The following is a 2,304-nucleotide window of genomic DNA, read 5'->3' on the forward strand; positions in this document are numbered from 1 at the left end:
CGCAGCGGCGTGAGCAGTAGCGGCGCTCGGGTCCGCTGCGGCGGGCCAGGAACACCCCGTGGCAGCTCGGGGACGAACACACGCCGCCCGGCGGTCGTTGGGAGTCCCACACGAGCACGGTCAGGGCCATGCACGACGACGTCAGGAACCACTCCTCCCACGGCGCCTCGTCGTCGTGGTCGAGATGTGGATGCCACGGGCTGCCGCCGCCGTGGGAGGACAGCCGGAGTCGTCCGGTGCGCTCCCGCAGGAGGCGATTGAGCGCCTCGGCGGCGGTGTCGGTGCGGTCGGCGGCGAACACCTCCCGCAGCAGAGCGGCGGCTTCGCGCATCCCCGCGACGTCGTCCGGGGTGAGGTCGATGGGGTCCGCCTCGCCGAAGTCGCGCAGCACGGAGGTGATTTCACGGGTATCGGAGCGTTCGTCGGTGAGGGCGTTGACCAGCGCGGCGGTCCGCCTGGCCGTGGCCAGCACGGAGTGCCGGGTCGACCAGTCGTCGGAAGGGGAGGGCATCGCGTGAATGTAACGCATAGTGCGAGATTTTGAGTTACCTGCGTAACGTCCAGCAGATGGAAAAGCGTTACGCTCTCCCGTTCTTCGTCTGCGGGGCGTTGGCCGCCCGTACGGGGGACGAGATGTCCGGGCCCGCGCTGCTGCTGGCCGGACACGCCGTGACCGGGTCGGCCGCCGGGGCGTCCGCGCTGCTCGCGGGGATCACCGTCGCCGCCGTGGTGGGCGGGCCCTTGCTGGGGGTGCTGCTCGACCGGGCGGTGCGCCCCGGCCGCATGCTGGCCGGGGCCCTGATCCTGTACGCGACGGGCCTCGCGGTGATTCTGCTGGGCCTCGGCCGGTGGCCGTTCGCCGTCACCCTCCTGGTCGCGGTGTCGGCGGGGCTGCCGGCGCCGGCCCTCTCGGGCGGCTGGACCGCCCAACTGCCCCGGGTGGTGGCCTCCGGCCGATTGCCCCGGGCCAACTCCTGCGACGCGATGACGTTCGGTGCGGCGGGCCTGGCCGGTCCGGCACTCGCGGGCACCGTGGCAGGGGTGTTGGGCGCACCGGCCGCTCTGGCCGTCTCCGCGGTACTCGTCGTCGCGGCGGTACCCGTCGCGTGGACGTTGCCCGACCGGTCGGTACCGCGCGTCCCCGTCCGTGCGGTCCGGGTCCTCGGCGATCTCACCAAGGGGGCCAGAACCATCGCGGGCCGACCCGCTCTGGCCCGCGCGACCCTCGTCCCGGCCCTCTCCTGCACGGCGCAGGGCATGTTCGCGGCCTGCGCCGTGCCCCTGGGTGAACACGCTCTGGGCGGCGCCGGACGGGGAGCCGCGCTCCTCGCCTGCGCGGCTGCCGCCGCCCTGGCGGCCAACGCCGTCCTCGCGAGATTCCCGCCACCGTTCGCTCCCGACACGGTTCTCCTGGCCTCGGCCCTCGTCCAGGCGAGCGCCCTGGTCCTCGCCGCCCTGGCCGGACCCGCCTTGCTCCTCGGAGCCGTACTCCTGGCGGGAGCGGCCGAAGGCCCCCAGCTCGCGGCCGTGTTCGCGATCCGGCACCGCGAATCCCCACCGCGCCTGCGCGGCCAGATCTTCACCACCGGCGCCGGAGTGAAACTGGCCGGATACGCCCTGGGAGTCGCCGTCGCCGGACCGGCGGCCACCTGGTCCCTGCCGGGCACGCTGCTTTTCGCGGCGGGCGTGGCGGCTCTGGCGGTGCCTGCCGCCTTGGCGATCCGGTCGCCGGCGGTATCCGCACCGGAGGACGGGATCGCGGGCGGAGAACGTCCTTGACGGGCGCCCGGCCGCAACGGCTCTCAGGGCCGCCTTGCGACGAAGACGAACTTCTTCCCCGGGCGGTCGGGCGCTTCACGGACGGCTTCCGCCGTGAACCCGAGGGCGGCCGGTTCCTCCGCGACCTCCTCGCGCTCCCGGAAACGGAGTGTCGAGAGCGACCTCAGGACCGCGCCGTCGGCCGCGAACACGTACGTCCAGCGGAAGGACGCCAACGGCCCCCGCAGGTAGACGAGTTCGACTCAGCTCCCCACAGGACCGGCCCCCCGAACGTCGATGACCGGCGGGACTTCTCGAGGGTCCACTCCTCCGGGTCGCGCGCGGCCGGATCACGGGTCTCGAACACCAGGCGGCCGCCCGGCCGCAGCGCTTCGTACGCCCCGCGCAGGGTGTCCCGCCACGCCTGCGGTTCGACGACGGCTTGTGCGACGTTCGCCGTCATGGTCACCACATCGACCCGCGGTTCGGCCTACGCGCGCGTGGAGCCGGTCGCAGGAACGCTCCAGCCGGCCGGACAGGCCGGCT

At 73.8% G+C, this 2,304-nt stretch carries 2 protein-coding genes and 1 pseudogene; 1 reads left to right on the forward strand and 2 read right to left on the reverse strand.

The annotated features are described in order from the left end of the window. Positions 1–511 (reverse strand): CGNR zinc finger domain-containing protein (locus ACWD3D_RS36270; RefSeq protein WP_451464917.1); only part of this gene is annotated, 511 nt, incomplete at its 3' end. A 56-nt stretch (positions 512–567) separates the two neighbouring features. Here ACWD3D_RS36270 and ACWD3D_RS36275 point away from each other — a divergent pair. Next, complete coding sequence (locus tag ACWD3D_RS36275; protein WP_451464918.1) at positions 568–1,779, forward strand: MFS transporter; 1,212 nt, start codon at positions 568–570, stop codon at positions 1,777–1,779. A 23-nt stretch (positions 1,780–1,802) separates the two neighbouring features. Here the strand turns inward: ACWD3D_RS36275 and ACWD3D_RS36280 are convergent. After that, a pseudogene (locus ACWD3D_RS36280) lies at positions 1,803–2,239 on the reverse strand (SAM-dependent methyltransferase); the annotation flags it as partial. Between the last annotated feature and the right edge of the window lie 65 nt (positions 2,240–2,304).

The organism is Streptomyces sp. NPDC002690 (assembly GCF_053592415.1).

Excerpts from the sequence above, each read along its gene's own strand:
- ACWD3D_RS36275 (WP_451464918.1), top strand. The coding sequence starts at position 568 with ATGGAAAAGCGTTACGCTCTCCCGTTCTTCGTCTGCGGGGCGTTGGCC.